Source organism: Streptomyces sp. NPDC002446 (assembly GCF_053595675.1).
Window position 1 is genome coordinate 22,350 of sequence record NZ_JBSFYC010000025.1, and the last position, 26,007, is coordinate 48,356.

Here is a 26,007-nt window from a genome sequence, read left to right on the forward strand (position 1 = left end):
GGCGCCGGACGGCGGCGCCCGGAGGCGGAGTCGGCCCCCGGGCGCCGCGCGGCGTCCGGGGGCCGCTGTCATGCCAGGCGCATGGCGTGCCGCACGTGTCAGCCGATCTGCGCCCCGTAGGCCTCCAGGGCCTCCGGGACCGGCTGGAAGAAGGTCTCGCCGCCGCCGGAGCAGTCGCCGCTGCCGCCGGAGGTGAGGCCGAGTGCGCTCTCGCCGTCGAAGAGCGCACCGCCGCTGTCGCCGGGCTCGGCGCAGACGGTGGTCTTGATCAGGCCCTCGACGGTGCCCTCCTGGTAGTTGACGGTCTCGTTGAGGCCGGTGACCTCGCCGTCGTGCACCTGGGTGGTGCTGCCGCTGCGCTGTACCTTCTCGCCGACGGTGGCATCCGCGGCCTTGGTGATCTTCTGCGTGCTGCCGTTGTAGAGGTCGACCTCGCTCGGGTGCGCGGTGTCGCCCGTGTACTTGACGATGGCGTGGTCGTCACCGGGGAAGCTGGACTTCTCGGTGGTCGCGATCTCCGAGCCGCCCTGCTTGTCGGACCAGCTCTGGACGGCGTTGCCGCAGTGACCGGCCGTCAGGAAGTACGGCTGGCCGTCCTTGACGACGTTGAAGCCGAGCGAGCAGCGGGCGCCGCTCCCCCAGATCGCGTCGCCGCCGGCGATGAAGGGGGTGAACTCGCCCTTGCTGCGGCGGAGTTCGACCTTGTCGCCGAGGGCCTTGGTGACCTTGGTGAGGCGGTCCAGCCGGTCGCCCCTGACCGTGCGGTCGGCGGTCACCACGACCTTGTTGCTCCGCGGATCGATGCCCCAGGAGGTGCCAGGGATGGTCGCCTTGGACTTCAGCGTCTGCCGGGCCGCGTCGAGCTGGGCCAGCGTGTGCTTGACGAGTCTGGCTTCCGCGCCCTTGGCCCGGACGGTCTCGGCCGCCGCCTCGCTGACGACGTTGACCACCAGCTTCTTGGCCTTGGCGTCGTAGAACGCGCCGGCCGTACCGGTCTTGAGCTGCGATGCCAGGGTGGTCGCCGCGGCGGAGGTCAGCTTGGCCGCCGTGGGGGCGGGGGCGGGGGCCGCGTTGGCGCTGGCCAGGGTGACGGTGGCGGTGGCGGCGAGCGCGAGCGCTCCCGCGGCCGCCAGGACGGCGCGCCGGTTGGGTATGCGTCGGTGCTTCAACTCAGAGCCTCCCGTGGGGGGAAGGGCCCGGACTGTGGGGAGTTGCACGGGCCCGGAGAGTGAGTGATCGGGACACGGGCGGTCCGCCCCCGTGGAACAGCGTCTCGGGGAGTCGCGTCCATGCCAACGTGCGGAGCCGAGTATTCCCATCCGCCTCACTCGCGCACAAGACCGAGTTCCGGTCTCACATACGGGAGTTCACGAATTCATCACATCGTCACCACACCGATATCCGCGGACCCCGGTCCCGACTGCGGACATCAGCGGGCATGCGGGGACGGCGGCGGTGCGCGAAGTGTGAGGACCGGTTCTGGCCGGAAAAGAGCCCCCTCTCGGACGAGAGGGGGCCGGGTGCGTACGCGGGCGCGTCGCTACGGGCGCGCGCCGCCGCTCACGGCAGTTCCTCCGCCGCCGGCAGCTCCTCCAGCTCCGACGACAGCACACGGTCGGCCTCGGCGTCGGTCTCCTCGACGGCAGTGCGCGACTCCCCTGCGCCCTGCGCCTCCCCGTCGGCGGCCGCGGCGGCCGGCCGCCGGGCGCGCGCCCGTCCGGCCTCCGCCTCGGTCTGCGCCTGGGCCTGCAGTCCGGAGCGCTCCAGGAACCGCAGCAGCTCCACGGGGAAGGGCAGCACCAGGGTGGAGTTCTTCTCGGCGGCGACCGCCACCACGGTCTGCAGCAGCCGCAGTTGCAGCGCGGCGGGCTGGTCGGACATCGCCGCGGCGGCCTCGGCCAGCTTCCTGGAGGCCTGCAGCTCGGCGTCGGCGTTGATCACCCGGGCCCGCCGGTCCCGGGTCGCCTCCGCCTGGCGGGCCATCGACCGCTTCATCGTCTCCGGCAGCGAGACGTCCTTGATCTCCACCCGGTCGACGGTGACGCCCCAGCCGATGGCGGGGCTGTCCATCATCAGCTCCAGCCCCTGGTTGAGCTTCTCGCGGTTCGACAGCAGATCGTCCAGTTCGCTCTTGCCGATGATCGAGCGCAGCGAGGTCTGCGCCATCTGCGAGACCGCGAAGCGGTAGTCCTCGACCCGGACGACCGCGTCGGCGGCGTCCACGACCTTGAAGTAGACCACCGCGTCGACCCGGACCGTGACGTTGTCGCGGGTGATGCCCTCCTGGGCGGGGACCGGCATCGTGACGATCTGCATATTGACCTTACGCATCCGGTCGATGGCGGGGATGATCATGGTGAAGCCCGGCTCCCGCACCGCGGACGTCAGCCGCCCCAGCCGGAGCACCACACCGCGTTCGTACTGCTTGACCACGCGCGCGGCCGCCATGAAGTACACCCCGCCGGCGCAGAGCAGACCCACCCCGGCCGTCACCAGTTCTTCGACCATCACGGCCCCCTGATGTGTGCCGTATGCCGTCCGAATCGGGCTTGCTCTCCATGGTATGCCCGGCCCGGAGGGGGGTCGAGGCGCGCGGCGGGCGCGGTCGGGCCCCCGTCCTGCAGGGGAGACCTGCGGACGGGGGCCCCGCACCACCGGACCCGGGCCCGGGGATCACGGCCGTGCGTACGTACGGATGTCAGCCGGTCGGCGTCAGTAGACGCTCACGCCGTACGCGCTGAGCGCCTCGGTGACGGGCTGGAAGAAGGTGGTGCCACCGGACGTGCAGTCGCCGCTGCCGCCGGAGGTGAGGCCGAGCGCCTTGGTCCCGGAGTAGAGGGGGCCGCCGCTGTCGCCGGGTTCGGCGCAGACGGTGGTCTGGATGAGTCCGGAGACGATGTCGCCGCCGCCGTAGTTGACGGTGGCGTTGAGGGCGGTGACCTTGCCGCTGTGGGTGCCGGTGGTGGAGCCGCGGCGGGTGACCGTCTGGCCGACGGTCGGGGTGCCCGCGCTGGTGATGTCCTGGCTGCCGACCGTCCCGGGGTGCGCCACGGACGTGTTGGTGTACTTCACGATGCCGTAGTCGTCGCCCGGGAAGCTGGAGCCGGCGGTCGGCCCGATGCTCGTGGAGCGCGCGGAGTTGGTGTACCACGGCGGATTGCCGTCGGTGCAGTGACCGGCCGTCAGCAGGTAGTAGGTGCTGCCGCTGCGGACGTTGAAGCCCAGGGAGCAGCGCCAGCTGGAGGCGTAGATGGCGTCGCCGCCGGAGATGAACTTGCGGAAGGTGCCCGCGATCCGGTCGATGCGGAGCGCTTCGGCGTTGCCGCCCGCGGCCCGTTCGATCCTGGCGATCTCGGCCTGGGAGACGGTGCGGTCGGCGGTGACGACCAGGGTGTGGGTCCTGCTGTCGATGCGCCAGGCGGTGCCGGCGACGTCCGCGGCGCGTACCGCGTTGCCGGCGGCCGAGAGCTCGGCGGCGCTGAACGTCCTTGCGGGGGCGGGGTCCTGGGCGTTGGCGGTCGGGATGGCGATGGCTCCGACAGCCACCAGTCCGGACGCCACGGCGATCAGCCGGGTGCGTCTCGCTACGCCGCTGCGGGGGGTGGTGCGCTCGTTCCTCACTGATTCCTCCGAGGGGGATCGGGGGGCCGCAGGTGAGCGGCCCGGTGAGGCGCAGCCGAAGGGCACGCGGGAATCCGCACGTTATTTTCAGCGTGCCCCTGACAAGCGCTGAGCGGAGTTTCGGGCGCGCCGCCCCGGCGGCGCAAGAGGCCTGCACGAATGTCTCGTCCCCGACACACGGCTGTCACCTCACCCGCCGCACCACGCACTCCGCCCCGGCAGCCTCGTTGACGGCTGCCGGGGCGGCGCTGACCCCCTCGGTCGCGGCTTGGACGGATCAGTGGACGATGTGGTTCCGCTCCCCCGCGCGCAGGGCGATCGGCAGGGTGTTGCCGGGCGGCGGGAAGGGGCACAGGAAGTGGTCGGCGAACGCGCACGGCGGCAGCAGGGTGCGGTTGAAGTCGACGGTGACGGTGCCGTCCTCGGCGGGCGCGGACGGCCGCAGAAAGCGGAAGCGGTAGCTGTCGGTGCCGCTGGTCGCGTCGGCGAGCACGGCCCACAGGGAGCCGTCGCCCTCGACCGCGACCTGCAGGGTGTGTTCGTCCCCTTCGAAGGTGAAAGCGAGTTCACCGGCGAGACCGAGCAACCGCCGCTGCCCGTCGGCGTGCGGCACCCGGACCGTGCGGCCCTGGGCGTACGGGCGGAACCGGCCCGGCCGCACCCAGCGTTCGTCGTGCGCGTAGACCTCGATCCCGGCGAAGGAACGGCGGGCGGCGGAGTGCGGATCGTAGTCGCGCACCGCCCACCGGCCCTCGCGCCGCAGCACCAGCAGATGCCGCTCGCCCACCGCCACCCGGGTGGCGGTGGGGCCGGGGTCCTGGCCGAGCCGGAACTCACCGGCCGCCGGTTCGCCGTCCACGGTGAGCCCGTCCCCGGCGGCGGCCCGCAGCACGACTTCGTCGGCCCCCTCGGTCCAGATGCCCGGCAGTCCCCCGATGCGGCCACCGGGGTGGTCGGCCAGCCAGTGCGTCCCGGTCAGGGCGAGCGGGCCGTAGGGCCCGGAGACGGCGGCGACGCGCCGGGCGTGCCAGTCCCGCCACTCCTGGAGTGCGTGGGTGCTCATGGCGGTCAACCCTTCCATACGGGGCGCGCGGGCTTCGGCAGCCCGAGGTGGGAGCGCAGGGTCGTACCGGAGTACTCCGTGCGGAAGACACCGCGCTCCTGGAGGAGCGGTACGACCCGGTCGACGAACGGGTCGAGACCGCCCGGCGTCAGATGGGGCACCAGGATGAACCCGTCGGCGGCGCCGGCCCGGACGAAGGTGTCCATCTGCGCCGCGACGTCCTCGGGAGTGCCGACGAAGGACTGCCGTCCGGTGGTCTCGATCACCGTCTCGCGCAGGGACAGCCCCTTGGCGCGGGAGAGCGCCCGCCACTTGTCGGCGACCGCCTTCGGGTCGGCGATCCTGACCCGGCCCTGCGCCAGCTCACCGCCGGGGTCCGGATCGAGGTCCGGCAGCGGCCCGTCGGGGTCGTACCCGGAGAGGTCCACGCCCCAGATCTGCTCCGCCGCGAGCAGCGCGTTCTGCGGGGAGACCTGCTGCCGGCGGATCTCGGCGGCGTGTTCCTGGGCCTCGGCGGCGGTGTCGCCGAGGACGAAGGTGACCCCCGGCATGATCTTGAGGTCGGCGGGCTTCCTTCCGTACGCCGCGAGGCGGCCCTTGACGTCGGCGTAGAAGGCGCGTCCCGCCTCCAGGCCCGCGTGCCGCGTGAAGATCACATCGGCGGCGGAGGCGGCGAACTCCCGGCCCTCGGACGAGTCCCCGGCCTGGATGACGACGGGATGGCCCTGCGGGCTGCGCGGCACGGTGAACTCGCCGCGGACGGTGAAGTGCGCACCGCGGCGGTCGACCGTCCGGGCGTGGTGGCCGTCCTCGGTCCGCGAGTCCCACAACTCCCGTGCGGTGGCGAGGAATTCGGCAGCCCGGAGATAGCGGTCGGCGCGGTCCAGGTATCCGCCGCGGCGGAAGTTCTCACCCGTGAAGGCGTCGGAGGTGGTGACGACGTTCCAGGCCGCCCGGCCGTTGCTGAGGTGGTCGAGGGAGGCGAGCCGGCGGGCGAGTTCGTAGGGCTCGTTGAAGGTGGTGTTGACGGTGGCGGCCAGCCCCAGGCGCTCGGTGACCGCCGCCAGGGCGTTGAGCACGGTGATCGACTCGGGCCGGCCGACCACGTCGAGGTCGTGGACGAGCCCCTTGTGTTCGCGTATGCGCAGCCCCTCGGCGAGGAAGAAGAAGTCGAACAGGCCGCGTTCGGCGGTGCGGGCGAGATGCTCGAAGGAGGAGAAGTCGATCTGGCTCCCCGACCTCGGGTCCGCCCAGACGGTGGTGTGGTTGACGCCGGGGAAGTGCGCGGCGAGATGGATCTGCCTGCGTGCGGTCGCCGGGGTCATGCGGTCTCCCCCGCGAGGGCGTAGCGGCTGGCCGGCCGGGGCAGGCCGAGGCGTTGGCGCAGCGTCCCGCCCGGGGGACCGGAGAGCAGCAGCCCGCGCTCCCGGAGGGCGGGGACGGTGGCCTCGACGAGCAGCGCGAGGTCCCGGCCGGGGTCGGCGGGACGCAGATGGAAGCCGTCGGCGGCTTCGTCCGCCCGCCAGTCGGCGATCAGGTCAGCGAGCCCGGTGCCGTCGGCGGTGTCGTCGAGTTCGACCGGCAGCGAGGCGAACACCCGCAGCCGACCGGGGTCGCGGCCGTGTGTGCGGGCGCGGTCGCGCAGCTCCTCGCGGACCGCCCGCGCGGTGGCGGGATCCTCGACACGGACGAGGGCGAGGTCGGCGTGGGCCGCGGCCACCTCGCGCGCGGGCTCCTCGCTGGCGTCCACCGCAATGACCGGGCGGCCCTGCGGGGGCCTGGGCACGGTGGAGGGGCCGCGGACGGAGAAGGTGCGGCCGGCGAAGTCGATGTGGTGGAGCTTGTCGCGGTCGATGAACCGGCCGGTGGCGCGGTCGCGGATCTCCGCGTCGTCCTCCCAGCTGTCCCACAGCCGGGCGACGGCCTCGGCGACCTCGGCCGCCTCGGCCCAGACCTCGGCGGGCGGGGCGGCCGGCCGGCGGCCGAAGAGTGCGGCGTCGGCCCCGGTGGTGGAGACGTCGACGGCCCAGCCGGCCCGGCCGCGGCTGACCCAGTCCAGGGTGGCGACGGCGGTGGAGACGTGGAACGGCTCGGTGTGGGTGGTGGTGACGGTGGGGATCAGCCCGATCCGTCCGGTCGCGGGGGCGACCCGGGCGAGCACGGCCAGTGCGTCGAGTCCCGGGCGGGCGAAGCCGTCGCCGAGGGTCACGAAGCCGAGGCCGCCGCGCTCGGCGAGCCGGGCGAGCGCGACGAAGTACGCGGCGTCCTGGGCGGCGTGTCCGGCGGTCGGCGGGGTGTCCAGCGCGACGGCCAGGTGCAGGGGGTGGGGCATGGGGTTCCTTTCCGTTCCGGCGCCGGTCAGTCGGCGGTCCTGGGCAGGCCGGGCGGGTTGATCCGGGAGGTCTTCAGGGCCTCGTCGGTCAGCCCCCAGCGCGCCAGCACCCTGCCGTAGCGGCCGTTGTCGATGACCTTCTGCAGGGCCGCGGCATAGGCCTTGACCAGGCCGCTGCCCTTCTTCGTGGTGGCGGCGATCGTCCCTGGGACGGTGCCGCCGCCGGAGAAGGAGCCGACGATCTCGGTCTGGCCCGCGGTGTTCACGTGGTAGGCGGCGGTCGGGTTGGGGCCGAAGTAGGCGTCGATACGGCCCGATTGGAGGGCGAGGTAGGTGTCCGAGGGCTTCTGGAAGTACTTGATGTCCACCGGCTTGCGGCCGGCCCGCTCGTTCTCCCTGCTCCAGTCGACCAGGATCTTCTCCTGGTTGGTGCCGGAGTCGACCGCGACGGTCCGGCCCGCGACGTCCTTGGCGCCGCGGACCTGCCACCCGCTGCCCTTCTTCGCCTCCACCGCCAGCCGGTCGAGCCGGTAGGTGGCGAAGTCGTACGCGTCCTTGCGCTCCTCGGTGACGGTGACATTGGAGAACACCGCGTCGAGCTTGCCGCTGTCCAGGCCGACGAAGAGGTTCTCCCAGGACAGCGGGTCGAAGCGGGGTGCGAGCCCGAGGGTGTCGGCGACGAGGGTGGCGATGTCCTCCTCGACGCCGATGAGGGTCTTGTCATCGGTGGCGTGGAAGGAGAGCGGCGGGCTGGCGCCGGCGCTCACCCCGATCCGCAGGGCGCCGGTCTGGCGGACCCGGGCGGGCACCAGTGCGGCGATCTCGGGGTCCTCGGTGCCCCGGACGCGGTGCTGGTCGGGACCGATATTGATCTTCAGTCCCCCGGCGCCGGCGGCGACGTGCTCGCTGCCGCCGCCCGGCGCCCCGCCGCCGCAGGCGGTCAGCAGCACGGAGCCGGCGGCGAGGACGAGGGCGGTGGTCAGGGTGCGGCGGCGGTGCAACGGACGGCTCCTCATGCTCAAAGGACCTTGGAGAGAAAGGACTTGGTGCGCTCATGGCGCGGGTGGTCGAGGACCTCGGCGGGCGTGCCCTGCTCGACGATCCGCCCGTCGTCCATGAAGACGACGGTGTCGGCGACCTCGCGGGCGAAGCCGATCTCATGGGTGACGACGATCATCGTGGTGCCCTGGTGCGCCAGGTCCTTGATGACGTCGAGGACCTCGCCGACCAGCTCCGGGTCGAGCGCGGAGGTCGGCTCGTCGAAGAGCAGCAGCTTGGGTTCCAGGGCGAGCGCACGGGCGATCGCGACCCGCTGCTGCTGGCCGCCGGAGAGCGTCCTCGGGTAGGCGTCCGCCTTGCCGGCGAGCCCGACCCGGGCGAGCAGCGCCCGCGCGGCCTCGGCGGCGTCCTTCCTGGACCGGCCGAGCGCGGCGACCGGGGCCTCGGTGAGGTTCTCCAGCACCGTCAGATGCGGGAAGAGACGGAAGTTCTGGAAGACGAAGCCGATCCCGGTGCGCTGCTTGAGGATCTCGCGCTCGCGCAGCTCGTACAGCCTGTTGCCGGACCGCCGGTAGCCCACCAGCGCCCCGTCGACGCTCACCGAGCCGCTGTCGACCTTCTCCAGGTGGTTGATGGTGCGCAGCAGGGTGGACTTGCCGGAGCCGGACGGGCCGAGGACGACGGTGACCTCGCCGGTGCGGACCTGGAGGTCCACGCCCTTGAGGACGTCGAGCGAGCCGAAGCTCTTGCGGACCGCGCGGACGTCGACCATCGGGCCGGGCGTGCTCATCGGGTGGCTCCCTTGGAGTAGTGGCGTTCCACGTAGTGCTGGAGGACGGAGAGCGCGGTGGTGAGCAGGACGTACCAGGCGGTGGCCACCATCAGCAGCGGTACGACCCGGCCGTTGCGTCCGTAGATGACCTGGACCTGGTAGAAGAGCTCGCCGATCGCCATGACGGAGACGATCGAGGTGCCCTTGAAGAGGGAGATGACCTCGTTGGTGGCGTTCGGCAGGATCGAGCGCATCGCCTGCGGCAGCACGATGCGGCGCAGCTGCCGCAGCCGGGGGATGCCGAGCGCGGCGGCCGCCTCCAGCTGTCCGGCGTCGACGGCGAGCACCCCGCCGCGCACGATCTCGGCGGCGTACGCGGCCTGGTGCAGCGCGAGGCCGAGCACCGCCGCGCCCATCGCGCCCACCAGTCCCATGGTGTCGAAGTGGAAGAAGCCCGGGCCGAAGGGGATGCCGAACTCCAGCCGTTTGTAGAGGTAGGCGAGGTTGAACCAGAACAGCAGCTGGACGATGAGCGGGATGGAGCGGAAGGCCCAGATGTAGCCGAGGGCGGCCCAGCGCAGGAAGGGGCTCGCGGACAGCCGCATGAAGGCCAGCACCACACCGAGGGCAAAGCCGAGGGCGGTGCCGTAGACGGTCAGCTGGAGGGTGACCCAGACCGCCTTGAGCACCGTCTCCGCGGTGAGAAACCGGGCGAACACCTCCCATTCCCAGGCCGGGTTGGTGACCAGTCCGTGGACGAACTGGGCGATCAGCACGGCGGTCACCGCGACCGCGGCCCAGCGCCAGGGATGACGTACGGGCACGATCTTCAGGGCCGCCGGATCGTCCCGTCCCGGCGGCCCGGCCCGCTCGGGTGCGGACTGCTCGACGGGTGGGTCAGTGGTCAGCGGCATGGGAGTCCTCGGGGGTGGGTGGTGCGGGGACGGGGAGGGGCGGGGCGGCCCGGTCGCGGAGGAAGGTCAGCAGCGCCCGCGCGGCGGCGTCGTTCTGCCGGAAGGCGGGGGCGTTGGTACGGGGGCGGGCGAAGGCCCCGGAGGAGCGGGCGTCTGTGTGCGGGCCGAGGGCGAAGCGGCGCGGGTGCGGCCGTCCGGCCCGGTCCAGGATCCGGCCGTCGGTGGGGGCCACCGCCAGCAGCCCGGAGGGCGTCGTGGCCGCGCCGTCGGTGTACAGGCCGCGCAGCAGGCGGTCGCGGGTGCGCACAACGGTCGGCGCCGGCAGCCGGGCCTCCACCAGCGCCCGCGCCTCGACCGACTCCCCCGGCGCACTGGCGCTTGTGGCGCGGAACACCCCGCGCCGCTCGTCGGCGGTGACGGTGGTGCCGGCGCCGAGGAAGCGCACCACACCGGCGCGGGACAGCGCGAGAAGCTGCCGCAGCCGCGGGCCGGGCGGCCCGGAGGCGAGGTGGCTGAAGAAGCCGTGCCACCAGGGGCCGAGGTCGCCGAGCCGGACCAGCTGGCCGTATACCGACAGCAGGGCGAGGAAGACCGCCAGGTCGGGGCTGTGCGCGGGGTCGTGGCGGCGGGCGAGGTCGGCCTCGATGTAGCCGCGCAGTCCCTCTTGGAGTGCCTCGCCGTCGGGGTAGCGCACCCCGGCCAGCGGACGGTCCAGGGCGTCCAGGTCGAGACGGTCCGCGGGGTCCGGGACGGCGGCGGTGACCAGGGCCTGGAGGGCCGCTCCGCCGGGGTCGGCGGCGGCGTACTTCTCCTCGAAGTCCGGCCAGTTCATCCGGGTGCGCTCGGCGTGGGCGGTGAACAGCCGGTGGTAGTGGGCGAAGCCCAGCTCCTTGTCGATCAGCGGCCGGACGTCGCGGTCGAAGTCTCCCCCGCTGTCGGCTCCGTTCGAGCGGGGGGACCCCCATCCGCCCGGCCGGGCGAGCAGCTCGTCGACCTGTTCGGGGCCGAAGAACCGCGGCAGCGGCGGCCGTTCGCCGTGCGGCTGATAGCCGATCTTGGAGTGGTACGGCACCCCGCGCCGCGACCCGACGTGCAGGACGGGTTCGCGTCCCGAGGGCCGGTAGGCCGGCCGCCCGTCGGGGCCGGTGGTGTACGTGCCGCCGCGGCCCTCGGTCAGCAGCACCATGAGGTCGATGAAGGCCAGCCCGAAGCCGCGGACGAGCACCGGCTCGCCGGGCCGGAGGGCGCTCAGATCGCTGTCGGCGGTGAACGCGGCCGGCAGGTGCGTCAGCCCGTGACGGGCCGCGAAGTCGCTCAACTCCCGTTCTTCCAGCTCTGGTTCGGCTTCCAGATGCCCCAGGGTGAGCACCACGAGATCGGCGAGGAGCGGGGTGGGGCGGCCGGCCAGCCATACCTGCTGGCGGCCGTCGCGGGAGCCGGAGACCCGTACGGCCGTGTGCCGGTGTTCATGGACGGCGACGGACGGCGGCAGCGCGGCCACCGAGCGCTCGTACACCCAGCGCAGATACGCGCCCTGCTCCCGCCGGCTCAGGAACTCCTGCCCGCCGGCCTCGGCCCACTCGGCGAGCGTGGGCCCCGGCCGGACGGGACCCGCCTGCTCCACCGTCGCGTCGGTGAACATGGTGACGTCCTCGGCCATCGAGTTCATCCACAGCAGCGGGGACTGGTCCGCGCGCCAGATGCGGCCGCCGCCGGGCGGGTACGGGTCGACGAGGTGGATGTCCAGGGGCCGGTCCCCGTACAGGGAGGGGAGGTTGGCGGCGAGCCGCTCCAGGACGCCGGTCCCCCGCGGGCCGGCCCCGACGATGACGAGCGAGGCGGTCACCGGGCACCGGCCGTACCGCGGGCGTAGTGCCGCTCGATGAAGTACTGGCCGACGCTGAGCGCGGAGGTGACCACGATGTACCAGAGGGTGGCGACCAGCAGCAGCGGGATGACCTGGTAGGTGCGGTGGTAGACCAGTTGGACGGAGTAGAGCAGGTCCTGGACGGCGATCACGCTGACGATGGAGGTGCCCTTGAGGGTGCCGATCAGCATGTTGCCGGCCGGCGGCACGATGGCGCGCATCGCCTGCGGCAGCACGATCCGGCGCAGCCGGCGCCCGGCGCCCAGCCCCAGCGACTGGGCGGCCTCCAGCTGGCCCTTGTCGACGGAGAGGATGCCGCCGCGGACCACCTCGGCGGCGTACGCGGCCTCGTGCAGGGTCAGCCCGATGACCGCGATGGTGACCGGCCCGAGGAGATCGACCGTCTTGATGCCGAGGATCGTCGGGTACAGCGCCCCGATGTTGAACCAGAACAGCAGCTGCACCAGGATCGGCATCGACCGGAAGAGCCAGACGTAACCCCAGCTGACGCCGCGCAGCACGGGGTTGGCGGAGAGCCGCATGGTCGCGAGCAGGGTGCCCAGGACGAAGCCGAGCGCCATGACGAGCGCGGTCAGCCAGAGCGTCAGGCCCAGGCCGCGCAGTACGGCGGTGGTCAGGAAGTAGTCGGCGACCACGTCCCACTGGAAGGCGTCGTTGCGTACGACGGAGGTGGCGGCCAGGGCCAGCAGGGCGAGGACGGCGGCGGCCGCCGCCCACTGGCCGGTGCGGCGGCGCGGGACGATGCGCGCGGCGGCGTCGGGCACGGCGGGGTCCGGGGCGCCGGGCAATGCCGCGGCGGGCGTGACGCGGGCGTCGAGGGTGTCGGGGGCTGGATCTACCAAGGACATGGCGAAGGCTCCGTGGATGCCGAGAGCGAGCACAGGCTCTGGGCGCCTTCACACGGGCCGAACGGGTCGCGCCCCTCAGCACGACCGGTCCCCGATGCTAGGGAGTGAACACGCCGTGCTGTCAAGGCCGTCCACACTGTGAGCGATGGATCACTTCGCGGTTGACGGGGAAACGGATGCCTGTTCCACTTAGTCGCATGTACGCATGGCAGCGGCTGGTCACCCGCGACCACATCGACTTCGGTCGTGTGTGGTCGTCGTCCTGTTGAGCTGACGCCCTGCCCTGAAGCCCGTCGCCGATCAGGCCGGGCCGTTTTCGCGGTTCTTCCCTTCCGCCAACCGCGCGCCTTCACACACACCTCGCGCCGCCCTTTTCCGGCGCACCCTCCCCTCCCCTCGCAGTTCCCCGTTCTCCGCTCCTCCCCTAGAAGGGCGCGGTATGCGCTTCGGCGTCATGACTTTGATCGACAACGTCCCGGACGCGCTGTCCGGACATCTCCTCACCCCGCACGACCGGCTCCAGGAGGTCCTCGAACTCGCCGTCCTCGCCGAGGAGTTGGGCTTTGACGCCTTCGGTGTCGGAGAGCGGCACGGTGCACCGTTCCTGTCCAGCTCCCCGCCCGCGGTGCTGGGCGCGATCGCCGCACGTACGCGCCGCATCCGGCTCTTCACCACCGTCACCGTCCTGTCCACCCTCGACCCCGTCCGGGTCGCCGAGGACTACGCCACCGTCGACCAGCTCTCCGGCGGCCGGCTGGAGCTGACCATCGGCAAGGGCAACGCCCCCGAGCCCTGGCACCTCTTCGGCCGCGACCCGGACGACCAGTACGCGCTGCAGGAGGAGAACTACGAACTGCTGCGCCGGCTGTGGAGCGAGGAGCAGGTCACCTGGTCGGGCCGCTTCAGGCCCGCGCTCCGGGACGCCACCGCGCTGCCGCGCCCCTACCAGCAGCCGCCCACCGTCTGGCACGGCAGCGCCACCAGCGAACGCTCGGTGGAGCTGGCCGCCCTGTGGGGCGACCCGGTCTTCGCCGCCAACGTCATCCAGCCGGTGGCCGATTACGCCAAGCTGATCGACCACTACCGCGCACGCTGGGCGGACTACGGGCACGATCCCGCGGCGGCGCTGGTCGCGGCGGGCGGCACGCTCTACGCCGCGGCCGACGACCGCACCGCCCGCCGGGAGTTCGCGCCGTACTACCAAGCGGCCGTCGCCGCCCGTGACGTACCGGGCAACAACACCCCGTTCCGCACCCTGGACGACGCCGCCGACCACGGCCCGGCGCTGGTCGGCTCCCCCGGGCGGATCGCCGCCAAGATCCGCGAGCAGCATGCCGCGTACGGGCATGCGCTGCAGTTCTTCTCCGTGGACAGCGCCGGGCTGCCCTTCGCGCGCAGGGCCGAGGTGCTGCGGCTGACCGCCGCCGAGGTGCTGCCGCGGCTGCGCGACGAGCTGCCCGATCCGCTGCCCTGGCCGTCCGCCGCGCCCGCACCGGTGCCGGAGGCGGCCCGGTGACCACCACGCGCCGCCCCGCACGGGCCCAGCATCTGACGGTGCATCACACCACCGTCACCGACCCCCTCGCCCGGCCGCTGCTGGACGAGCTGACCCACGAGTACCGCACCCGGTACGAGAGGCCCGTCGATCTGAGCCTGGAGTACCCCGCCGCGGAGTTCGCCCCGCCCGGGGGCGCGTTCGTGCTGCTCCTGGAGGACGGCGACCCGGTCGCCGGCGGCGCGTACCGCCGCTACGACGCCCGCACCGCCGAGCTGAAGAGGATCTGGACCCACTCGGCGCACCGCAGGCGCGGGCTGGCCCGGCGGGTGCTCGACACCCTGGAGCGGGACGCCGCCCAGCGCGGCTACACCCGTGTCTTCCTGACGACCGGTCCGCGTCAGCCGGAGGCCAGGGGCCTCTACCTCGCCGCGGGCTACCGCCCGCTGTTCGACCTGTCCGCCGCCCCGGAGTCGATCGGCCCCCTGCCGTTCGAGAAGCACCTGGAGATCCCGCACCCATGACCACCACCCCGCCCCGCACCACCGCACTGCGCGCCGCGGCCCTCCTGGCCACCGCCGTCCTGGCGCTCACCGCCTGCGGTGCGGGCACCCCGCCGCACGGCGCCGGGGCCGCCGGACCGGCCGCCGCCGACGCCGATCTCCCCACCGAAGACGTGGTCTCGGCGGTCCGCAGGGACCCGGCCGCGGCGAAGCTGCTGCCCGCGGACGTCCGGGCCCGCGGCACCCTGTCCCTCGCCGCGAGCGTCGGCACCCCGCCCGGCGCCGCCTATCTGCCCGACGGCAAGACCCTGGCCGGACAGGACATCGACTTCGCGGACGCGGTCGGCAAGGTCCTGGGCCTGCGCGTCGACCGCGAGGTGGCGAGCTTTGAAGCGATCCTGCCGGCCCTCGGCAGCGGCAAGTACGACGTGGGCACCGGCAACTTCGGCGTCACCGACGAGCGCCGCCGGACCGTCGACTTCGTCACCTACATCAACGACGGCCAGGGCTTCGCCGCGCGCAAGGACAGCCCGTTGAAGAAGGTCACCTCGCTGCGGCAGCTGTGCGGGCTGACGGTCGCCACCGGCGCGGGCACCACCTTCGAGGCGACGCTGGAGGAGTATGCGCCGCAGTGCGCGAAGGCCGGCCGGAAGCCGTACGACGTCAAGACCTACGCCGAGCAGGGCGCGCTGTGGATCTCGCTCCAGCAGGGCCGCAGCGATGTGGTGATGAGCACCATCAACGGACTGCGCTACGCGGTCACCCGGCAGCCGGACCTGCGGTTCCTCAACGAGTTCAAGCGGCTCGACGTGGGCTTCGCGTTCAAGAAGGGCACACCGCTGGCGCCCGCCGTCCGCGCCGCGGTCAACCGGCTGCGCGAGGACGGCACCTACGACCGCATCCTCAAGAAGTGGGGTACCTCCCCCTCGGCCATCAAGACGTCGCAGATCAGCCCGCCGGAGATCAAGTGAGCCGCCCGCGCCTGGCCCGCCGGCCAATTGCCGACACCACTCGGTATCACTCGGTCGGGTACCGACCGTGATGTTCTTCATACTGTCAGTTCCCGTGCAGGGCGCGGAAGCTGATGGCGCGCCACCCTCTTTGCACCAGATGTGTCACGAACCCCCCGTGCGGCGGCTATCCACTTGGCACACCCTCCGCCTCATGGACGACGATAGGGGCGGACACGCAGACACCGCGGGTGAGAGGAGGCGTCAATGGGATCGGTGCGCAAGGCGAGTGCCTGGCTTGGCCTCGTCGACGACAATGATGACGAGCGCTACTACGACGACGACTACGCCGAGGGACCCCACGCCGGTGACTCGGGCGGCAGCAGCCCCTGGGTGACCGACCCCCGGGTCCGGGTGGCCGACGCGACCGCCCAGGACCAGGGCACCCGCATCGCCACGGTCACCCCGGAGAGCTTCCGGGACGCCCGCGGCATCGGCGAGCTCTTCCGGGACGGCGTCCCGGTGATCGTCAATCTGACGTCCATGGAGCCCGCCGACGCCAAGCGCGTCGTGGACTTCGCGGCCGGCCTCACCTTCGGCCTGCGCGGCTCGATCGAGCGGGTCGCCACCCGGGTCTTCCTGCTCACCCCCGCCGACTACAGGGTGCTCAGCGGCGAGACCCACGACCACCGCAACGGCGGTTTCTTCAATCAGAGTTAACGGGCTTCACGTGCTTCCGGCCGGGGATCCGGGAGCCGGCCCCCGGGTGATGCGGCAGTCAGGGTCAGCGGGGGCGGGGCCGCTCACCGGAAGGCGTCCAGCCCGGTGAGCGCCTTGCCCAGCACCAGTTGGTGCATCTCGACGGTGCCCTCGTAGGTGAGCACCGATTCGAGGTTGGTCGCATGCCGCATGACGGGATACTCCAGCGAGATCCCGTTGGCGCCGAGGATCGTACGGGCCGTGCGGCAGATCTCGATCGCCTCCCGTACGTTGTTCAGCTTGCCGAAGCTGATCTGCTCGGGGCGCAGCCGCCCCGCGTCCATCCGCAGCCCCAGATGGTGGGCCAGCAGGATCCCCTTGTGCAGTTCGACGGCCATGTCGGCGAGTTTGGCCTGGGTGAGCTGGAAGCCGCCGATCGGCTTGCCGAACTGCTCGCGGACCTTCGCGTAGTCCAGCGCCGCCTCGAAGCTGGCGCGGGCGGCGCCCATGGAGCCCCACACGATGCCGTAACGGGCGTGGCTGAGACAGCCGAGCGGGCCGCGCAGACCGGTGACCTCCGGCAGCACCGCATCGGCCGGCAGCCGCACCTCGTCCAGGACGAGTTCGCTGGTCACCGAGGCGCGCAGGGACCACTTGTGCTTGATCTCCGGGGCCGAGAAGCCCGGGGTGCCGGCGGGGACGACAAAGCCCCGGATGCCGTCCTCGGTCCCGGCCCAGACCACCGCGACACCGGCCACCGAGCCATTGGTGATCCACATCTTGCGCCCGTTGAGCACCCAGTCCGCGCCGTCGCGCCTGGCGTACGTCCGCATCCCCGCCGGGTCGGAGCCGTGGTCCGGCTCGGTCAGGCCGAAGCAGCCGATGACCTCGCCGGAGGCCATCTCGGGCAGCCACCGCTGCTTCTGCTCCTCGGAGCCGAAGCGCCAGATGGCGTACATGGCGAGCGAGCCCTGGACGGAGACCAGCGAGCGGATGCCGGAGTCGGCGGCCTCCAGCTCCAGGCAGGCCAGTCCGTACTGGACGGCGGAGGCACCGGCGCAGCCGTAGCCCTGCAGCGACATGCCCAGCGCGCCGATCGAGCCGAGCTCACGGGCCAGTTCGCGGATACCGGGCAGCTCGCCGTCCTCGTACCACTGCGCGATGTGCGGCAGCACGCGGTCGGCGGCCCACCGGCGGACGGTGTCGCGGACCGCGCGGTCGTCGTCGGTGAGCAGTTCGTCGATGCCCAGGGGGTCGCTGGGGTCGAACGGCGGGACCGTCGAGGAAGCTGCGGACGGCTGTGCGGACATGGCGGGCCTCCGGCGGGTTCAGCGCTCGCGCGAAAACTAGCAGTGGTAGTTATTGCGCGTCCGACGGTACGGCCCGGGGTGCCGCGCGGCAAGGGTCACCGCCGCGCGGCGAGGCGGGCGGCGCGCGGCGCCGATCAGCGGCCGGAGCCCGCCGGGGCGGGCTCGCCGCTGCCCCGCCCGGCGCCCGCCGTGGCAGCGTCCTGGCCGGGCTCGCCCTCGGCCTCCGCCCGCTCCGTGGACTCCGCGGCCCGGCGCGGCAGCCGCAGCGCGATCCCCGCGCCGACCAGCAGCAGCACCGCACTGGCGATGAGGGTGATGTGCAGCCCGCGGACGAAGGAGTCCCGGGCGGCCTCGCGCAGCGCGTCCCGGGCGGCTCCGCCCAGACCCGCGGCCACCTTGTACGCCTCGCCGAGAGAGTGCGCAGCCGAGGCGGAGGCCTTCTCGGGGACACCGCCGACATGGGCCAGCCCGGGTGCGTAGGCGGCGTTCATCACGCTGCCGAGCAGGGCCACACCGATGCCGGCGCCGAGCTGGTAGGAGGTCTCGCCGATGGCGGCGGCACCGCCGGACTGCTCCGCGGGGGCCTCGCTCAGCATGGACTCGTACGCCCCGAAGAGCGTGGACTGGAAGCCGAAGCCCAGCAGGACGAAACCGCAGGCCAGCAGCCACGGGCGGTCCTGGCTGCTCATCGCGGTCAGACAGAGCACCGCGACGGCGGTCAGCACGAAGCCGAGCGAGACCATCGCGCGCGGGCCGACGGCCTGCAGCATCTTCGAGCCGGTCAGACCGGCGGCCATCGCGGCGAAGACCAGCGGAAGCATCCGCAGCCCGGTCTCCAGGGGGCTGAGGCCGAGGACGAGCTGGAGGTACTGGACGGCGATCAGCTGCAGCCCCACCAGGGCGAGCATGGCCAGCACGATGCAGCCGACGGAGGTGCCGAACGCGGGCCGGGCGAACAGCCGCATGTCGATCAGCGGGTGCTCGCGGCGGCGCTGGCGCCGTACGAAGAGGATCAGCAGCAGGGTGCCGAGGACGATGGGCAGCAGCGTGGTCGGGCCCACCACGGCCATTCCGCTGCCGATCCGCTTGACGCCGAGGACGATGCCCAGCACGCCGAGCGCCGCGACGACCGCGCCGATCACGTCCCAGGGCCCGTTGCGCTCGCCGCGCGACTCCGGCAGCAGCCACCGGCCTATCAGCAGCATCGCGGCCATCATCGGGATGTTGATGAGGAAGACCGAACCCCACCAGAAGTTCTCGACGAGGAAGCCGCCGAGGACCGGGCCGACCGCGGCACCGACCGCGGCCACCGCGCTCCAGACGCCGATGGCGACCGCGCGCTCGCGCCGGTCGGGGAAGACCTGCCGCAGGATCGACAGCGTCGCAGGCATGATCATCGCGCCGCCGATGCCGAGCAGGGCGCGGGCCACCATCAGGATCTGCGGGTTGGGCGCGAGCGCCGCGGCGGCCGAGGCCAGGCCGAAGAGGCCGTAGCCGAGAAGGAGGATGCGGCGGCGGCCGACGCGGTCGCCGAGCGTGCCGAAGAGGATCAGCAGCGAGGCCGCGATCAGCGGATAGACATCCACGATCCAGAGCAGCTCGACCGGTCCCGGCCGCAGGTCCTCGGTGACGGAGGGCACGGCGACGTACAGGATCGTGGTGTCCAGCGCGACGAAGAGCAGGCTCACACACAGCACGATCAGCACGGTCCAGCGGTTGACACCGCCGCCTGAAAGCCGGGGAACACCAGCCGTCCGTCCACTGCCGGACGCGGTCGTCCCGGACATGCAGCACCTCCAGTCATGCTCTCGCGGCCACGGATCAGGGCGCGAAAAACGCCCCGGGAGAACCGGCGGCACGGGCGAGTTGAGACGTCAGACTACGCGAGTCCCCGAACGTGCCGCGTGGCTCACCTCACGATGAGACGCTCATCGCAGCGCCATACGTTGCGCCACCCGCCGTTGGTAGTCGTTCTTCGGCCACCTGGATAATCGTCCGGATGCACGATCTCGCCTCGGCCGGCGTTCCCGGCCGGATACTGCGCGACGGCGCCGCCGTACGGGCCGCGCTGCGCCGCGCCGCACCCGCGCTCGCGGCGTACGCGGCGATCCGGCTGCTGGGCCTCGCCGTCCTCGTGGTCTGGTCGGCCGCCGAGGACAGGAACTGGCACACGCTGCTGACCGCCCGCTGGGACTCGCTCTGGTACACCCGCGTCGCCGAGCAGGGCTACGGCTACGCGGTCCAGCTGCCCAACGGCGACCTCCACTCCAACCTGGCCTTCTTCCCGCTGCTGCCGTGGCTGGAGCGGGGGCTGTCGGCGCTCTCGCCGCTGTCCTCCGCGGACGCCGGGATGGCGGTGGCCTGGCTGGCGTCGCTGGCCGCGGCCTGGGCGCTGTACGCGACCGGGGAGCGGCTGCACGGGCCGCGGGCCGGGGTCGCGCTGGCGGCGCTGTGGGCCGCCCTGCCGGTCGGGATCGTGCAGTCGATGGCGTACTCGGAGTCGCTGTTCACCGCGCTCGCGGCCTGGAGCCTGTACGGCGTGCTGACCGGGCGCTGGGTGTGCGCGGGGGTGCTGGCGTCCCTCGCCGGGCTGACCCGGCCGGTGGGCGCGGCGGTGGTCGCGGCGGTGTGGATCACCGCGGCAGTGACGCTGTGGCAGGACCGGGCCGGCGGCGTACGGCTGCGCGCGGCGCTGCGCAGACGCCCGGGGATGCTGGCCGGGGTGCTGCTGGCGCCGCTCGGCTGGTGCGGCTACTTCCTGTGGGTGGGGGCCCGGCAGGGCTCGCTCACCGGCTATCTGGACGTCCAGAACGGCTGGCGCAACGGCTTCGACGGCGGTGTGGCGTTCGGCGCCTTCGCCGGGCAGCTGCTGTCGGGGCCCGCGTTCCTGGCAGGCCTCGGTCTGGTGGTGGGCGTCGGCCTGGTGATCTGGCTGTATGTGCGCGGTGTACGGCGGGGCCAGCCGCTGCCGCTGGCGGTCTACGGCGGGCTGGTGCTGCTGCTCGCGCTGACCGCCAAGGGCTACTTCGGGTCCAAGCCGCGGCTGATGATGCCGGCCTACCCGCTGCTGCTGCCGCTGGCGGCGGGGCTCGCGCGCTGGCGCCCGGTGCAGTGCCGGCTGGTCATCGGGCTGGCGGCGGCGGGCTCCGCGGTCTACGGGGCGTTCTGGCTGAACGGATCCGGCCCCCCGTGATCATCTTCCGGTCGCACCGACCGGACGATCCCGCTCCGCGGCCCCCGCCTCCGAGGAAACACCGCACAACGCCCCGGCAAATGACGGATAAACTCCGCGGGAGAAAAACGGATAACGCGCTGAGCGCGCCGACACGCAAGCGCCCGGAAGGGATTGAGAATCGCCGGGAATTCGCTTGCAAATCCCCGCGGCGAAGCCCCGTTTGAGACGCATTCCACATCACATCGTCATTACAAAGCGCACAGTTTGACCAAGCACCTACATCACACGCGGTAACGTCGATTGAGTGCGTACCGATGAGAAGCTCGACCAGATGGAGGAGCGCCCGACCGATCGCGCCCGGCCACCCCAGATGACCCGGACCCGCCAATGGCTGTTCGGCGGAACCCTGGCGGTGTACGCGGCGATCGTGGTCGGCGTGCTGACCACTTCATGGCTGGTCGCCTTCGACTGGCAAGTCATGTTCTTCCGGCCGTACAAGCAGTGGCCGGAGATCCACGCCTTCCTCGACTACTTCGTCGTCCTGGGACAGCGCGGACCGACCGCCGTGGCGGTGGCGGCCTGGCTGGGCTGGCGCTGCTGGCGTCAGCGCAACCTCCACCCGCTGCTGGTCCTCGGCGCCTCGCTGCTGCTGCTGAACATCACCGTGGGCGCCGCCAAGCTCGGCATGAGCCGGCTCGGCCCGCACTACGCCACAACCGTCGGCGCCAACGAGATGTGGCTCGGCGGCGACATATTCCCCTCGGGCCACACGGCGAACGCCGTGGTCACCTGGGGCGTGCTCGCCTACCTGGCGACCACCCCGCTGCGCCGCCGCACGCTGTCGGTGATCGCCGCGCTGGGCGCGCTGGGCGTCGGCATGACGACGGTCTACCTCGGGACGCACTGGGTCAGCGACGTGCTGCTCGGCTGGGCCGCGGGGCTGCTGGTGCTGCTGGCGATGCCCTGGCTGGAGCCCGGCATCACCTGGGTGGAAGACCGCCTGATGGGCATCATCCTGCGCCTGTGGCTGCGGCTGCGCCCCGATTCGCTGCGCGGCCCGCTGCCGGCCGCTTCGCTGGCCCCGGGGGTGTCGCGGCAGCGCATCGCCCCCGACGGCGAGGTGCTCGTACGCGAGACGATCGGCGCCTCCACGGGCGGCCGCTCCGCCGGCCACGCCCCGGACGGCTGGCCGCACCACCCGCCGCGCCCGTACACCATCCGCTCGGAGCGCACCCCGGTCACCCCGGCGGGCAGCCGGCGGCCGCCGCACGCGGACCGCGTCCCGCGCACCACACCGCTGAGCCCGACGTCCGGGCGCGGCCGCAACACGGGCGGCTGACCGCCCCTCAGTCCGCGGGGCCGGTACGCACACCCCCACCCCGCAGCGAAGGCCCCGACCGCTCTCCCTGGAGCGGCCGGGGCCTTCGTCGTACGCGGGGGGGGGCTCACCCCTGCCAGCTGCGGTGCACCGTACCGTCCTTGACCTCGAAGTTGAGCCGGCCGGCGAGGTACTCCATGGTGATCAGCGCACCCGGCGGCAGCGAGCGGACGGTGTTCCAGCCGCGCGCCCTGGCGCGCTCCTCGGCGTCCTGCCGGTCGAGGCCGACATACGCCTCGATGTCGTCCGCCGGGTTGTTCGGAAGGTTCGGTACCTCAGCCATGACAGCTACCGTAGGCGCCCGCTCCGGCCCGCGGAAGGCCCGTCCGCCGCACACCCCGGTGTCTTTCCGGTCCGTCGATGGTCACACTTGTGTCACAGCGGACGTTCCGGCGTTTGCCGGAACTGCCGTCACCCTTACGCGCCGTGCGTTGCCGCAACCGGGTGGAATATAAAACCGTCGCAATTCCACCTTGATCAAATACGGAACGAGCTCTTCCGCTCCCGGCGGCACGGGCCTCGCGACGCGGAAATCAATCGCGCCGCAAAGGCCGATTTCCATTACCCGACGCCCTTTATCAAGCGTCCGGAAATCGCCCAACGAGACACACTCCGCACACATTTCCCGCACATCGCCCCCCTGGCCGGTTCCCGCTCCCCGCCCCCGCCCACCGGCCTCCGCATCCGCACGGCCACGGGGCCTCCGGTCCGGGGCGGCGGCGCCCCGGACCGGATGCCCCGTCAGCTTCCGTCCGGTCCGGTGACCCGTATGGCCAGGTCGTTGTCGAGGGTGTAATACGGGCCGATCCTGACCTGGCCGGCGGCGCACTCCACCGGCAGCGCCGGGTAGCTGAACACCTGCTTCTTGTCCGCGACATCGTCCAGCAGGCGGGCTATCCGGACCGCCCTGCCGCCCTCGGCGGGGCGCAGCCACAGGTCCCAGGGCTCGCTGCCCTGCCGCCAGTGCCCGGCCAGCTCCTCGTAGGGCAGCGTGAAGGTGAACTCCGCGCCGTCGGCGGTCAGCGGGACGGTGACGGTGGCCGGGCCGTCGCCCGGTGCCCCGGGCGTACGCCGGGCGCGGGCCTCGGCCCGGGCGCTGCCGGCCGGCACGGCCCCGTAGAGCCGGCCGGAGACCGTCATGCCGTCGGGCGCCACGACGATGTCGCCGGCCTCGGCGTGCGGCCCGCGCAGCCAGCTGCGCAGCGCGAGATTGCCGAACTTGGTCGCGTACGGGATCCGTACGCCGAGCCGGCCGATGCCCGCCAGCGGACGGCGGTCCACCAGCGACCGCAGATCGTTGACGCCCGGCAGCAGACGCCGGGGGTCCTCGCCGTCGCCGAGGTCCGCGTAGGCGTTCCAGCGGCCCTCGGCGAGCGCGACGGTGCTGGGCAGGACGGCGCGCAGCCGGCCGGCGCCGTTCGGGCCGAGCGGCAGCCGCACCTCGTCGTCCGCGCCGTCGCCGCCCCGCAGCCGCAGCACCAGCGCCGCGCTCCAGGCGGCCGGGGTGTCCTCAGGGGCGGTCAGATCGAAGGTGAGGCCGCCCGCGGAGTCGGCGATGCAGTCGGCCCGCAGCTCCCCGGGCGCCGTCGGCCCGCTCGCCCGCGTGCGCGGCGCGGCCTGCCGCTCGGTGCCTTCGCGGTCCGCGCCGGCCGCGGCGGTGGGTTCCTGGTCGATGGCGGCCGGCTCCTTCGTCTCGTCTCCGCTCACGGTCAACTGGCTCGACCCGGTCATGCCGTCCGCACCCCTCTCCGCACGGCACGGGCCGCGTCCTTGGTGGCGTAGGCGCCGCTGAGCAGCGCTCCCCGGGCGCGGTGCAGCCCACCGCGCAGCCGGCTGGCCCGTCTGCGCGCCAGCAGCTCACCGAAGAGGGCCTCATAGCGCCCGGCGACCCGGCCGGGGTCGAAGCGGGCGGAGGAGGCCAGTGCGGCGCGGCCCATCTGCCGGCGGGCGGCCTCGTCGTTGATCAGCGTGAGCAGGGAGCCGGCCAGCGCCTGCGGATCGCCGACCGGCACCAGCTTCCCGTCCACCCCGTCGGCGATGATCTCGCCGGGCCCGTGCGGACAGTCGGTGGCCACGACCGGCAGACCGCACCGCATCGCCTCGACGATCGTCATCCCGAAGGACTCCAGGCTGGAGGAGACCGCGGCGATCGAGCCCTTGGCCCACTCGGGCTCCAAGGGGTTGGCCGGGCCCATCAGGAAGACGTGGTTGTACAGGCCGAGTTCGTCGATCAGACCGCGCAGCGCGGCCTTCTCCGCCCCGCCGCCGTATATCCGCAGCCGCCAGTCGGGGCGCTCCGCGGCGACCTGCGCGAAGGCCCGGATGAGGACGTCATAGCGCTTGACGGGGGCGAGCCGGCCGGCCGCGACCACCCACTTGCCGCTGCCGTCGGCGGGCGCGACGCCGGGCGCGGGCACGCTGTTGGGCACCGCCTCGATGCGCACTCCGGGCAGCCGCAGTCCCCCGCGGTAGGCGCACGCATCGGCCTCGGTGACGGTGGTGACCGCGTCCAGGCGGGGGTAGGCGCCGCGCAGCGCCAGCTTGAGCGCCCGGCTGTGGGTGTCCAGGGTCAGGTGCTCCTGGCCGATACGGACCGGCCCGCGGCGCGTCTGGCGCGCGATGTGCACATTGAGTCCGGGCCGGGTCCCGACCACCACGTCCGCCTCCGTGCGGCGCAGATGCCGGGCTATCCGCCGGTCGGTGAGCTCGCTGTACTGCGCGAAGCGGCCCTCGGCCGCGGGGAAGACCCTGGCGGGCCGGGTGTGCGCCGGATCGGCGGCGTCGGGGCCGGACTCCCGGAGGTCGACGAGGTGGCGCAGCGCGACGCGGGGGCCGAGGTCGAAGACCGGGGCGTCACGGTGGCGCAGCACGGAGACGATCTCGACGTCATGCCGCTCGGCGAGCGTACGGGCCAGATTGAACGTGGTGCGGATCGTCCCCCCTATCCCGTAGGCGTTGTGAATCAGGAATGAGATGTGCATCCGTCCCCGTGTCCCCTGGTCTCCCGGTCGTTCCTGCGCTCGCCGCGGACGGCATCGCGCTCCCTCCCGACGGCACGACGTGTCCTGCTCACTGAACGGGAAGACCGTGGAACGGGGTTCCGGGTTGGGGACCATCGCCAAGCTGTGCCGAAAGAGTTAGGGCATCGGTAGCGACGAAAGGGAACCTTCGGCCCACAAATCCCATCCTGACGCCGAGGACGGCTGCTGCCTCTCCTTGTGCCCGGGGCCCGACGACCGGCCGGGAATCGTCAGTTCGGTGCCGACCCGCAGCCGGTGGGGGTCGTCGCCCACGAGCGTCCTGTTGGCCCGGTAGAGCGCCCGCCAGCCGCCCTTGACGTGGTACATGCGGGCGATCCCACCGAGCGTGTCCCCGCGCCGCACGACATACCTCCGGTCGCGGGCGATCAGGCCGCAGCGCCTGGCGCACACCGGCCAGGCGCCCCAGCCCTGGACCGCCTGCACCTTCTTCGCGATCTCGATCTGCTCGTCGCGGGTGGCGAGGTCGGCCCGTCGCGCGAAGCGCAGGCCGCCGAACGACTCCCAGGTGGGCTGCCAGAACTGCAGGCCGCCGTAGTAGCCGTTGCCGGTGTTGATGTGCCAGTCACCACTGCTCTCGCACTCGGCGAGGCAGCCCCAGGGCCACGGGCCGGCGGCGCAGCCGTGCCGCGGCTTGCCGCCGCCGTCGCCCCTGCCCCCGCCGCCGTCGCCCGGCCCGTCGGCGGCGGCACCACCGGGCAGGCACAGGGCCAGGACCGCGGCCGCCGCGGTGAGCAGCCCGACGGATCCCGCGGAGCGCCGTGGCGCCGAAGAGTTGTCCGACATAGCCGGTGACGGTAGGCAGCCGCCCGCCGCCGGCCGGCGCGGCGCGCCCTCCGGGCCCCGCTCCCACCCGCTCCGGTGTACAAAACGCCGCCAACTGCGCCACCTTCCCCGCGAGAGCTGGCGGTAAGTGACTGCTTCTTGGGCGCCTTTCCTTGGTTTTCCACTGTGCGGCGATTGGTTCGATTCTGTTCCCGTCGTCGCGTGACCCCTGCCGCAGGTCACCCGTTGTCCTTTTA

23 protein-coding genes are annotated in these 26,007 nt (G+C 72.7%); 6 read left to right on the forward strand and 17 right to left on the reverse strand.

Annotated elements, in window-relative coordinates; translation table 11 throughout:
* Positions 1 to 98 precede the first annotated feature (98 nt).
* From ACWD6P_RS16520 to ACWD6P_RS16570, 11 genes are all read right to left on the reverse strand, one after another.
* Positions 99 to 1,169 (reverse strand): S1 family peptidase, encoded by a 1,071-nt coding sequence (locus tag ACWD6P_RS16520; RefSeq protein WP_451444790.1) that lies wholly within the window; start codon positions 1,167 to 1,169, stop codon positions 99 to 101.
* A 391-nt stretch (positions 1,170 to 1,560) separates the two neighbouring features.
* The gene (locus ACWD6P_RS16525; protein ID WP_451444791.1) at positions 1,561 to 2,508 is read right to left on the reverse strand and encodes a slipin family protein; all 948 of its coding nucleotides are present in this window, start codon (positions 2,506 to 2,508) and stop codon (positions 1,561 to 1,563) included.
* A gap of 204 nt (positions 2,509 to 2,712) precedes the next feature.
* Positions 2,713 to 3,621 (reverse strand): S1 family peptidase, encoded by a 909-nt coding sequence (locus ACWD6P_RS16530; RefSeq protein WP_451444792.1) that lies wholly within the window; start codon positions 3,619 to 3,621, stop codon positions 2,713 to 2,715.
* A gap of 277 nt (positions 3,622 to 3,898) precedes the next feature.
* Positions 3,899 to 4,684: a DUF1684 domain-containing protein gene (locus tag ACWD6P_RS16535; protein ID WP_451444793.1), complete on the reverse strand. Its 786-nt coding sequence runs from the start codon at positions 4,682 to 4,684 to the stop codon at positions 3,899 to 3,901.
* A gap of 5 nt (positions 4,685 to 4,689) precedes the next feature.
* Positions 4,690 to 6,009 (reverse strand): NtaA/DmoA family FMN-dependent monooxygenase, encoded by a 1,320-nt coding sequence (locus ACWD6P_RS16540; protein WP_451444794.1) that lies wholly within the window; start codon positions 6,007 to 6,009, stop codon positions 4,690 to 4,692.
* Positions 6,006 to 7,016: an LLM class flavin-dependent oxidoreductase gene (locus ACWD6P_RS16545; RefSeq protein WP_451444795.1), complete on the reverse strand. Its 1,011-nt coding sequence runs from the start codon at positions 7,014 to 7,016 to the stop codon at positions 6,006 to 6,008. The genes ACWD6P_RS16540 and ACWD6P_RS16545 overlap by 4 nt, the downstream gene beginning before the upstream one ends.
* Positions 7,017 to 7,042: 26 nt before the next feature.
* Positions 7,043 to 8,032: an ABC transporter substrate-binding protein gene (locus ACWD6P_RS16550; protein ID WP_451444796.1), complete on the reverse strand. Its 990-nt coding sequence runs from the start codon at positions 8,030 to 8,032 to the stop codon at positions 7,043 to 7,045.
* A 2-nt stretch (positions 8,033 to 8,034) separates the two neighbouring features.
* The gene (locus tag ACWD6P_RS16555; protein WP_451444797.1) at positions 8,035 to 8,805 is read right to left on the reverse strand and encodes an amino acid ABC transporter ATP-binding protein; all 771 of its coding nucleotides are present in this window, start codon (positions 8,803 to 8,805) and stop codon (positions 8,035 to 8,037) included.
* A complete protein-coding gene (locus tag ACWD6P_RS16560; RefSeq protein ID WP_451444798.1) occupies positions 8,802 to 9,701 on the reverse strand; it encodes an amino acid ABC transporter permease in 900 nt (299 codons plus the stop codon). Before ACWD6P_RS16560 ends, ACWD6P_RS16555 begins: the two co-directional genes overlap by 4 nt.
* Positions 9,685 to 11,547 (reverse strand): FAD/NAD(P)-binding protein, encoded by a 1,863-nt coding sequence (locus tag ACWD6P_RS16565; protein WP_451444799.1) that lies wholly within the window; start codon positions 11,545 to 11,547, stop codon positions 9,685 to 9,687. The genes ACWD6P_RS16560 and ACWD6P_RS16565 overlap by 17 nt, the downstream gene beginning before the upstream one ends.
* Positions 11,544 to 12,437 (reverse strand): amino acid ABC transporter permease, encoded by an 894-nt coding sequence (locus ACWD6P_RS16570; RefSeq protein WP_451444800.1) that lies wholly within the window; start codon positions 12,435 to 12,437, stop codon positions 11,544 to 11,546. Before ACWD6P_RS16570 ends, ACWD6P_RS16565 begins: the two co-directional genes overlap by 4 nt.
* 439 nt (positions 12,438 to 12,876) lie before the next feature.
* Between ACWD6P_RS16570 and ACWD6P_RS16575 the strand changes: the two genes are divergently transcribed.
* The 4 genes from ACWD6P_RS16575 to ACWD6P_RS16590 all read left to right on the forward strand — a co-directional run bounded on the left by ACWD6P_RS16575 (position 12,877) and on the right by ACWD6P_RS16590 (position 16,105).
* Complete coding sequence (locus ACWD6P_RS16575; protein WP_451444801.1) at positions 12,877 to 13,953, forward strand: LLM class flavin-dependent oxidoreductase; 1,077 nt, start codon at positions 12,877 to 12,879, stop codon at positions 13,951 to 13,953.
* On the forward strand, positions 13,950 to 14,456 hold the full coding sequence (locus tag ACWD6P_RS16580; protein ID WP_451444802.1) for a GNAT family N-acetyltransferase: 507 nt from the start codon (positions 13,950 to 13,952) through the stop codon (positions 14,454 to 14,456). The genes ACWD6P_RS16575 and ACWD6P_RS16580 overlap by 4 nt, the downstream gene beginning before the upstream one ends.
* A complete protein-coding gene (locus ACWD6P_RS16585) occupies positions 14,453 to 15,406 on the forward strand; it encodes an ABC transporter substrate-binding protein (RefSeq protein WP_451444803.1) in 954 nt (317 codons plus the stop codon). The genes ACWD6P_RS16580 and ACWD6P_RS16585 overlap by 4 nt, the downstream gene beginning before the upstream one ends.
* Positions 15,407 to 15,652: 246 nt before the next feature.
* Positions 15,653 to 16,105, forward strand: a complete 453-nt coding sequence (locus tag ACWD6P_RS16590; RefSeq protein WP_451444804.1) for a cell division protein SepF — start codon at positions 15,653 to 15,655, stop codon at positions 16,103 to 16,105.
* Between the two features lie 83 nt (positions 16,106 to 16,188).
* Here the strand turns inward: ACWD6P_RS16590 and ACWD6P_RS16595 are convergent, their stop codons facing one another.
* Together ACWD6P_RS16595 and ACWD6P_RS16600 are read right to left on the reverse strand one after the other, a co-directional pair.
* Positions 16,189 to 17,394, reverse strand: a complete 1,206-nt coding sequence (locus tag ACWD6P_RS16595) for an acyl-CoA dehydrogenase family protein (protein WP_451444805.1) — start codon at positions 17,392 to 17,394, stop codon at positions 16,189 to 16,191.
* A gap of 134 nt (positions 17,395 to 17,528) precedes the next feature.
* The gene (locus ACWD6P_RS16600) at positions 17,529 to 19,181 is read right to left on the reverse strand and encodes an MFS transporter (RefSeq protein ID WP_451444806.1); all 1,653 of its coding nucleotides are present in this window, start codon (positions 19,179 to 19,181) and stop codon (positions 17,529 to 17,531) included.
* A gap of 212 nt (positions 19,182 to 19,393) precedes the next feature.
* Here ACWD6P_RS16600 and ACWD6P_RS16605 point away from each other — a divergent pair, with 212 nt between their 5' ends.
* Positions 19,394 to 20,587: a hypothetical protein gene (locus ACWD6P_RS16605; RefSeq protein WP_451444807.1), complete on the forward strand. Its 1,194-nt coding sequence runs from the start codon at positions 19,394 to 19,396 to the stop codon at positions 20,585 to 20,587.
* A gap of 286 nt (positions 20,588 to 20,873) precedes the next feature.
* Positions 20,874 to 21,908: a phosphatase PAP2 family protein gene (locus tag ACWD6P_RS16610; protein WP_451444808.1), complete on the forward strand. Its 1,035-nt coding sequence runs from the start codon at positions 20,874 to 20,876 to the stop codon at positions 21,906 to 21,908.
* 106 nt (positions 21,909 to 22,014) lie between these two features.
* On the opposite strand, the gene ACWD6P_RS16615 is transcribed toward ACWD6P_RS16610, so the two are convergent.
* From ACWD6P_RS16615 to ACWD6P_RS16630, 4 genes are all read right to left on the reverse strand, one after another.
* Positions 22,015 to 22,230 (reverse strand): I78 family peptidase inhibitor, encoded by a 216-nt coding sequence (locus ACWD6P_RS16615; RefSeq protein ID WP_451444809.1) that lies wholly within the window; start codon positions 22,228 to 22,230, stop codon positions 22,015 to 22,017.
* A 458-nt stretch (positions 22,231 to 22,688) separates the two neighbouring features.
* Positions 22,689 to 23,678, reverse strand: a complete 990-nt coding sequence (locus tag ACWD6P_RS16620; protein ID WP_451444810.1) for a hypothetical protein — start codon at positions 23,676 to 23,678, stop codon at positions 22,689 to 22,691.
* Positions 23,675 to 24,928: a glycosyltransferase family 4 protein gene (locus ACWD6P_RS16625; RefSeq protein ID WP_451444811.1), complete on the reverse strand. Its 1,254-nt coding sequence runs from the start codon at positions 24,926 to 24,928 to the stop codon at positions 23,675 to 23,677. The genes ACWD6P_RS16620 and ACWD6P_RS16625 overlap by 4 nt, the downstream gene beginning before the upstream one ends.
* Positions 24,929 to 25,084: 156 nt before the next feature.
* A complete protein-coding gene (locus ACWD6P_RS16630) occupies positions 25,085 to 25,771 on the reverse strand; it encodes a transglycosylase family protein (RefSeq protein WP_451444812.1) in 687 nt (228 codons plus the stop codon).
* Positions 25,772 to 26,007 lie beyond the last annotated feature (236 nt).